At 45.3% G+C, this 8,595-nt stretch carries 6 protein-coding genes; 5 read left to right on the plus strand and 1 reads right to left on the minus strand.

Annotated features, from left to right (window positions below):
- Positions 1-22 precede the first annotated feature (22 nt).
- Complete coding sequence (locus QZY09_RS17220; RefSeq protein ID WP_295674368.1) at positions 23-682, minus strand: glycosyltransferase family 2 protein; 660 nt, start codon at positions 680-682, stop codon at positions 23-25.
- Between the two features lie 9 nt (positions 683-691).
- On the opposite strand from QZY09_RS17220, the gene pbpC reads away from it, so the two are divergent.
- The 5 genes from pbpC (at position 692) to rnr (ending at position 8,541) form a co-directional block, all read left to right on the plus strand.
- Positions 692-3,082 carry a penicillin-binding protein 1C gene (pbpC, locus tag QZY09_RS17225; RefSeq protein ID WP_295674369.1) on the plus strand — a complete coding sequence of 797 codons (2,391 nt, stop codon included), beginning with the start codon at positions 692-694 and terminating at the stop codon, positions 3,080-3,082.
- Positions 3,083-3,227: 145 nt separating this feature from the next.
- The gene (locus QZY09_RS17230) at positions 3,228-3,938 is read left to right on the plus strand and encodes a 3'-5' exonuclease (protein WP_295674372.1); all 711 of its coding nucleotides are present in this window, start codon (positions 3,228-3,230) and stop codon (positions 3,936-3,938) included.
- Between the two features lies 1 nt (position 3,939).
- Positions 3,940-5,643: an ABC transporter ATP-binding protein gene (locus tag QZY09_RS17235; protein WP_295674374.1), complete on the plus strand. Its 1,704-nt coding sequence runs from the start codon at positions 3,940-3,942 to the stop codon at positions 5,641-5,643.
- Positions 5,644-5,790: 147 nt separating this feature from the next.
- A complete protein-coding gene (locus QZY09_RS17240; RefSeq protein WP_295674376.1) occupies positions 5,791-6,294 on the plus strand; it encodes a hypothetical protein in 504 nt (167 codons plus the stop codon).
- Between the two features lie 114 nt (positions 6,295-6,408).
- The gene (gene rnr, locus QZY09_RS17245; protein ID WP_295674377.1) at positions 6,409-8,541 is read left to right on the plus strand and encodes a ribonuclease R; all 2,133 of its coding nucleotides are present in this window, start codon (positions 6,409-6,411) and stop codon (positions 8,539-8,541) included.
- Positions 8,542-8,595: the final 54 nt, after the last annotated feature.

The following is an 8,595-nucleotide window of genomic DNA, read 5'->3' on the forward strand; positions in this document are numbered from 1 at the left end:
TATGATTAATTCCGGAAATGCACTATATAAAATAGGTAAAACAGATGGTTCGTTGTCGTGTACCTTGAAAGGAGAAACTCAGTTTTCGGATGGAGGGACGATGCTTTTGGGTAACCTCCGGCTCAAAGCCAAAACGTTGCTCACTTAATTTGATGGACTGGATGAGTTTGGTATCAAAAAGCTTGTAGCAGGTTTCCATATCCGTCAGGTTAAGGTTGCTGAACATGTTGGAAGCGAAAGTAAGCCAGCGGTTACCGATGGTATGCCAGAAGAATAAGATCCGGTGCGGGTTGCTGCCCATAAAGCGCGAACCGTAAACTACATCGGCAAAGCCATTGCTAACGGGTTTTAACAGGTCGTTGTACTCTTCGGGGTCATACTCCAAATCGGCATCCTGGATGATAAGGTATTCACCGGTTGCTTTGGAGATGCCGGTATGGATAGCAGCACCTTTGCCTTTGTTGGTTTCGTGCTTAAAGTAACTGATCTCGAGGCCCGGATTTTCTGATTTATACGCGTTGATCGCTTCTTCAGTATGGTCGCTGGAGCAATCGTTAACAATAATGAGTTCCTTTTGAATATTTTCGATGAGGTTTACGGCCTTAATTTTGTTTAAAATCAAATGGATCGTATTTCCTTCGTTGTATGCTGGGATAACAATGGATAACTTATGTATCTTCATCCTAATTAAATGAAACCGATTTTAAGTGGTGTAAAAGCCTTTCTGAAAAGGCCAAAAATAATAATAATACTTTCGTTTTTAGGTATTTCTGTCTTGCTGTTTTGGTTTTGCCTGCCAAATCCGCTTTTTAAAAGCCCTACCTCCTATGTAATTGACGATGCTAACGGCAATTTGCTTGGCGCGGCGATAGCCTCAGATGGTCAATGGCGCTTTCCGCCAAATGATGAAGTGCCCGAAAAATTCAAGCAATGCATCATCACCTTTGAGGATAAGCGTTTTATGCACCACCCTGGTTTTGATGTACTGGCTTTGGGCAGGGCTTTTAAGCAGAACTTTGGCTCGAGAAAAGTGGAAAGCGGCGGCAGTACCATTTCTATGCAGGTCATCCGACTGGCTACGAAAGATAGACGTACTTATCTGAATAAGCTAAAAGAGATCTTTATGGCCATGCGCCTCGAGTGCGGCTACAATAAAAGCGAAATATTGTCGCTTTATGCCAGTAATGCCCCCTTTGGCAGTAATGTGGTTGGGTTGGACGCCGCTTCCTGGCGTTATTTCGGGCGCAGTCCTGATAAATTATCATGGGGAGAGATGGCCGCGATGGCGGTGCTGCCCAATGCGCCCTCCCTTGTCAATCCTGGCAAAAACCGTGCGACGTTGCTCAAAAAAAGGAATATGCTGCTGGATAAACTGGTACAGCAGGGAATTATTGATGCCAGCACCGCCTCGCTTGCCAAACTGGAACCTGTTCCTGACCTTCCTTTGCCGTTGCCGCAGCTTGCCCCTCACCTGCTGGAGCGTTTTAAAGTTGATAGCCAGGCTAAGCGCTTTGGCGATACAAGGTTGAGAACTACCATTCAAACCAACCTGCAGCGCCAGGTTAACCAGATACTGGAGCGGCACCACCAGCAATTAAAAGCAAACGATATCAACAATATTGCGGCAGTTGTGCTGGATGTGGAAACGGGCGCGACCCTGGCCTATGCGGGCAATATATCCCACCCGGAGGATTCGACGATGCAAAGCGACGTTGATGTGGTAAATGCGCCGCGAAGCCCAGGAAGTACTTTAAAACCCTTGCTCTATGCCTCGGCGATGCACGATGGGTTGATCTTGCCAAATAGTTTATTGCCTGATATTCCAACCCAGATCCTGAGCTTTCACCCAAAAAACTTCGATCTGGTATATGATGGCGCGGTGCCTGCTTCGCAGGCTTTGGCGCGGTCGCTTAATGTTCCGGCTGTAAGGCTGTTGCAGCAATATAAAAGCGACAGGTTTTACGATCAGTTGCATAAAATAGGAATGACTACGCTGAATAAGCCGGCCAGTCATTATGGTTTGTCGCTGATACTGGGCGGAGGTGAGAATACCCTTTGGGAACTGGCAGGATCTTATGCTGATATGGCCCGTGTGCTCAATCACTATAATAGATACAACGGCAAATACGATCCCGCTGACTACCACAACCCGGTTTATACCATTGCGCCGGCAAAAAAGCCCGACCTGCAAAAAACAGGTTTGCTGGATGCCGGGTCTATTTATTACACCCTGCAGGCCATGGAAGAAGTAATGCGCCCCGGCGAGGAAATGTTGTGGAACCGCTTCAGTTCCACCCAGCGCATTGCCTGGAAAACAGGTACCAGTTTTGGCTTCAGGGATGGCTGGGCCATAGGCATTACCCCCAAATATGTGGTTGCGGTTTGGGTAGGCAATACCGACGGCGAAGGCCGGCCGGGATTGACAGGGATCAATACCGCTGCTCCGGCTATGTTTGAGATTTTCAGGCTGCTGCCGGTTACCCGGCAAGGGTTTGATATGCCGGTCGGCGAAATGGTGAAAATAAAAGTCTGCAAGCAAAGCGGTTACCGCGCAGGTGAATATTGCGAGGATACTTATGATGAATACGTGCCCAAAGGAGGCCTCAAAGCGCCCGTTTGCCCCTGGCACCAGCTGGTGCATTTAAGCGCCGACGGCAAATGGCAGGTAACAGGCAATTGCGTACCGCCCGACCAGATCATCAACAAAAAATGGTTTGTGTTGCCGCCATCCATGGAGTATTATTACAAAAGCCGGAGTTACCAATACCATGTATTGCCACCCTTCAGGCCGGATTGTGCGCAGGGTGAGCGTGGCAACCCGATGGAGATCATCTACCCGAAAGAGGGCGCTAAAATATACGTTCCGCTTGAGGCGGATGGTAGCCGTGGCCGGGTTGTGTTTGATGCCGCGCACCGGCAAAACGGCGTTAAAATATTCTGGCACCTGGATGATAATTATGTCGGCGAAACCCAGGATTTTCATCAACTGGCATTAAACCCGCCGCCTGGTAAACATATCCTTACTTTGGTGGATGGGAACGGCAATATGGTGCATGTCGGATTTGAGGTGCTGGAGAAGTGAAGCCTCAGCCAACCCTCTCCAAAGGAGAGGGCTAAAAAATAGCGCAGTTCAAGTCCTCTTCTTTGGAGAGGATGAGTGAGGGTTGCGCCGTTTAGGTGAGGCGTTTCCAGCATTTTCTTTATATTTGGATTGTAACAAACATAATATGCTTGAACAATACGATCTTCATAACCTGATGGTGCTTGATATTGAAACCGTTCCGCAATACAGCAGTTTTGCTGAAGTGCCTGATCATTTTCAAAAACTATGGGATTTGAAGACGCAATACCAGCGGAAAGAGGAGACCGCGGAAGAATTTTATGAAAGGGCCGGCATCTGGGCTGAGTTTGGCAAGATCATTTGTATTTCGGTGGGGATCTTCATCAATGGTAAAAATACGGGCTTGAGGGTCAAATCTTTTTTCTCACACGACGAAAAAGAACTGCTCGAAAAATTTGCCGCTTTGTTAGTTAGCCAGCCGCCGAGTTTGATATTGTGCGCACACAATGGCAAGGAGTTTGATTTTCCGTACATCTGCCGCAGGATGCTGGTCAACGGCGTAAAAATCCCATCCCAACTGGAAATATCCGGCAAAAAACCATGGGAGATCAACCATTTGGACACCATGGAATTATGGAAATTTGGCGATTACAAAAATTATACTTCGTTAGCATTACTGACCGCGATTTTTAATATACCCACCCCAAAAGATGACATTGATGGCAGCATGGTAGGTCGTGTTTACTGGGTAGATAACCAACTGGAAAGAATAGCGACGTATTGCCAGAAGGATGTAGTAGCAACTGCCCAGTTGTTAAGGCGTTACCGCGGCGAGGAACTGATCCCCGATGAATCAATCACCCTTGTAGGCGTTTAAAATGCTGAAAGTAACGGATCTTAACATTAAGTTTAAAACACAAAGCGGCTATTTTGAGGCGGTTAAGGGGATTTCATTCCACTTAAATAAGGGCGACACGATTGGTATTGTGGGTGAATCAGGGTCTGGAAAGTCGGTTACCTCGCTTGCGCTGATGCGTTTGCTTGATGAAAAGCAAGCCGTAATCAGCGGGCAGGTATTGCTGAATGAGCAAAGCCTGTGCAAAATGCCGGAAACTGAAATGCGGACGATCAGGGGCCACCATATGGCCATGATCTTCCAGGAACCCATGACCTCCCTCAATCCCGTTTTAACCTGTGGTTTTCAGATTACTGAGGCCATTCAATTACATCTTGGCGTTAACAAAGCGGAAGCGAAAGATCGAACCATCGCTTTATTTAAAGAAGTACAACTGCCACGGCCTGAGGCTATTTTCGATAGTTATCCCCACCAGATCTCCGGCGGGCAAAAGCAAAGAGTGATGATCGCGATGGCGCTTTCCTGCAACCCGGAGATCCTGATCGCTGATGAACCTACTACCGCGCTGGATGTTACTGTTCAAAAAACGATCATCGAACTATTGCATAAGCTGAAGGCCGAACGTAATATGAGCCTGATCTTTATTTCGCACGACCTGGCGGTGATCAGCGAAATTGCAGACCGCGTTATGGTGATGTATAAGGGCGAGGTGGTAGAAGAAGCGATGGTGAAAACCTTGTTTGCCCGTCCCAAACATCCCTATACCAAAGGTTTGCTGGCTTGCCGCCCCTCACCTGCTTATCACCTTAAAAAGCTGCCGGTGGTATCGGATTTTCTGGACAGTGAAAACCAAACGGCTTCCAGCATTGAAAAAATAAGAGAAGGTTATTTGTATCAACCTGGGGAAGTTAAGGAAAGAAAGAGAAAGCTGTACCAACAGGAACCATTACTCAAAATAAACCAATTAAATACCTGGTTTCCAATAGGTCATAATGTGTTTGGAAAATCAAAAGACTTTGTAAAAGCGGTTAACCAGGTGAGTTTTGACGTTTACCCCGGCGAAACGCTAGGGCTGGTTGGTGAATCAGGCTGTGGGAAAACTACTTTGGGCCGCAGTATTTTAAGGCTGATTGAACCCACCTCCGGAAGCATTAATTTTGAGAATACCGACCTGCGCAGCCTTAAAAAGAATGAATTAAGAGAGATCAGGCGCAACATCCAAATCATCTTCCAGGACCCCTACTCCTCGTTAAACCCACGTCTTACCGTTGGCGATTCCTTGATGGAACCCTTACAGGTTCACCAGTTTTACAGCAATGATACCAAACGCAAGCGCAAAGTTTTGGAACTGCTGGAGCGCGTAAACTTGCCGCCGGAGCATTTTAACCGCTACCCGCACGAGTTTTCGGGGGGGCAAAGGCAGCGGATCGTCATAGCCCGTGCTCTGGCCCTGCAGCCAAAGTTTATCATTTGTGATGAATCGGTTTCGGCGTTGGATGTATCTGTACAGGCCCAGGTACTTAACCTGATCAGGGAATTGCAGCAGGAATTCAACCTTACCTACATCTTTATATCACATGATCTCGCTGTGATCAAACACATATCAGACCGGATGATGGTAATGAACAAAGGCGAGATTGTTGAAATGGGCGATCCGGACGAGATTTATGAGCATCCCAAGGAAGAATATACGAAACGGCTGATCGCATCAATACCCGGTGCATGATTAGAAAGTTAACATTAAGGGACGTTACCTTATTAACGCACTATTGATATGAAAAACAGGTTTATTGTGTTTTTTTCCTTTACAATGATTGCCGTAAACCAAGGTTGTTCAAATAACAGCCAAAACAGCCAAAAACACTTAGTACCGGTGAAATTAGATCCCCATTACCACAAAATTGATTTTGCTAGTTTTATTGACAAACGAAAAAACGATACGCTGGATTTTTATGAAGCGCTGCTGGCTGATAAAGCATTTGTAAACATCATGGAACACGGCGAATTTTATCGAAACGACGTGATGACATTTCTCGATAAAGGTAATTTCAATAACATGCAGGTGGCTATCTGCATTTGCGCGATGCAAAACCTTAATGTGGATGACTATGTTAAGCTTTGTAATCTTATTTTATCGTTATACAATGACAATAAATTGCCGGAGGGTATTTTGCAAGATGCCATTAGTCCCGAATTTTTGCGTAAAAGAATTATTATAAACAACTATAACAACCCCAGGGTTATCAACTTGCTAAAAAGCATTGAGAACAATAAAAAAGTATCCAACAAAGATTTCAGAAAATGGCTTCCGGATATTTTATCAGGTAAATCGTCAAAAGAGCTTAAAGAATTTGATGAAAACAATGGCTCTGATTGAATGTTCGTATAAAGCATGAGTTAAAGCCCTATTCACATTCAAAAAAACTTCCGCAATCGACATTCCGCAATCCGCATTCAAAACCCGTATCTTTGCATCAATACAATTTAATAAATGTCTAAAAAGAAAAACAACTCTTCCATCAACCAGGTGCTAACCCAAATGGTGCTGGATATATTCGAACAAAACGGCAATACGCCATTAAATTATAAACAAGTTTCTGCCAAACTCAACGTCCGCGACCCGGAAGCCCGCGAAATTATCTTTGATATTCTTAAGGATGAATCGAAAAAAGGAACGTTAAAAGAAATCACCCCGGGCAAATTCCAGTTGCTGGTACTCAAAACCTTTATCGAAGGTGTGGTAGATATGACCAATGACGGCTCGGCCTTTATCGTCACCAACGATGAATTTGAGAACGATATTTTTGTTGCCCCCCGCAAATTGCGCAATGCCCTTAACGGTGATAAAGTAAAAGTTTATGTTTATGCCAAAAGCAAAGGCAAAAACAAAGAAGGTGAAGTAATCGAGATCATCGAACGCGCCAAAATGGAGTTCACCGGGATCGTAAAACTTTCCGAGCGCTTTGCATTCTTCATCCCGGATGACCGGAAAATGATGCACGATATTTTTATCCCCCTAAACGACCTTAACGGCGCTAAAAATGGTATAAAAGCGATTGCTGAGATCACCGACTGGCCGGCAGATGCCAAAAACCCTATCGGCCGTATCAAACAGATACTGGGTGTGCAGGGCGAGAATGATACTGAAATGAACGCCATCCTGGCGGAATATGGTTTCCCATTGTCATTTCCGGCAGAGGTTGAACATGAATCGGAAGAGATTTCTGATATCATTACCAAAGAAGAGATCGCCAAACGGCGGGATTTCAGGGAAACGACCACTTTTACCATCGACCCGTTTGATGCCAAGGATTTTGATGACGCGCTTTCCTTTAAAGAATTGGAAAATGGAAATTTCGAAGTCGGCGTACACATCGCTGATGTATCGCATTACATCAAACCTGATTCGGCATTGGATAAAGAGGCGGATGAACGCGGAACTTCTGTTTACCTGGTTGATAGGGTGATCCCGATGTTGCCGGAACGCCTTTCAAATGGTTTATGCTCGCTTCGTCCAAAAGAGGACAAACTTTGCTTTTCGGCCGTATTTGAGATGGACGAAGAAGCCCATATCATTACCGAATGGTTTGGAAAAACAATCATCCATTCGGACAGGCGCTTTGCTTATGAAGAAGTACAGGAAGTGATAGAAACAAAAGCGGGCGATTTTACTTATGAAATTCTCAAACTAAATGCCCTGGCCCATAAACTGCGCGACCGCAAGTTTAAAAACGGCGCCATTAGTTTTGAAACTACCGAGGTTAAATTCAGGCTGGATGAAACCGGTAAACCTGTTGGCGTGTATGTAAAAGAACGCAAGGATGCCCATAAGCTGATCGAAGATTTTATGCTGCTGGCCAATAAAAAAGTGGCCGAGTATGTCAGCAAAATGGGTAAAGGCAAACATAAATACACCTTTGTTTACCGCGTGCATGATACGCCGAAACCTGAGGCGCTGGCCAATTTTGCACAATTTGCCGCTAGGTTTGGGTATAAGATCAACACTAAATCGGATAAGGAAACCGCTAAATCCCTTAATTATTTAATGGAAGATGTGGAAGGTAAAAAGGAACAGAACGTGCTTACCCAACTGGCCATTCGCTCCATGGCAAAAGCGATTTATACCACCAAAAGCAGCAGCCATTATGGTTTGGCTTTTGATCATTATACGCACTTCACCTCTCCTATCCGTCGTTATCCTGATGTGATGGTGCACCGCTTGCTGTTCCATTATTTGAATGGCGGACAGAGCGCCAATGCCGAGCATTACGAGAAGCTTTGCCAGCACAGTTCGCAAATGGAAAAGAAGGCGGCGGACGCCGAAAGGGCCTCTATCAAATACAAACAAGCTGAGTTTTTGAAAGATCAGGTGGGCAATGTTTACAGCGGCGTCATCTCGGGCGTTACCGAATGGGGCATGTATGTGGAGATTATTGAAAATAAATGCGAAGGCATGATTCGCCTGCGTGATATATCCGACGACTTTTATACTTTAGACGAAAAAAACTACGCCATCATCGGCCAGCGTAAAAAGAAGGTTTACCAGTTGGGTGATGAAGTGAAAATCCGGGTGAAAAATGTGGATCTGACGAAGAAGCAGATTGATTTTTCGTTGGTATCGTAGGGACACAAAACTTTGTGTCCCTGCATGGTGTCATATAAAACGTATAACAATTGA

Source organism: uncultured Mucilaginibacter sp., assembly GCF_903913935.1.
Classification (GTDB): Bacteria; Bacteroidota; Bacteroidia; order Sphingobacteriales; family Sphingobacteriaceae; genus Mucilaginibacter.

Bases quoted from the DNA above. Each gene is read 5' to 3' on its own strand.
- QZY09_RS17220 (WP_295674368.1), bottom strand. From the start codon at position 682: ATGAAGATACATAAGTTATCCATTGTTATCCCAGCATACAACGAAGGA.
- pbpC (WP_295674369.1), top strand. From the start codon at position 692: ATGAAACCGATTTTAAGTGGTGTAAAAGCCTTTCTGAAAAGGCCAAAA.
- QZY09_RS17230 (WP_295674372.1), top strand. From the start codon at position 3,228: ATGCTTGAACAATACGATCTTCATAACCTGATGGTGCTTGATATTGAA.
- QZY09_RS17235 (WP_295674374.1), top strand. From the start codon at position 3,940: ATGCTGAAAGTAACGGATCTTAACATTAAGTTTAAAACACAAAGCGGC.
- rnr (WP_295674377.1), top strand. From the start codon at position 6,409: ATGTCTAAAAAGAAAAACAACTCTTCCATCAACCAGGTGCTAACCCAA.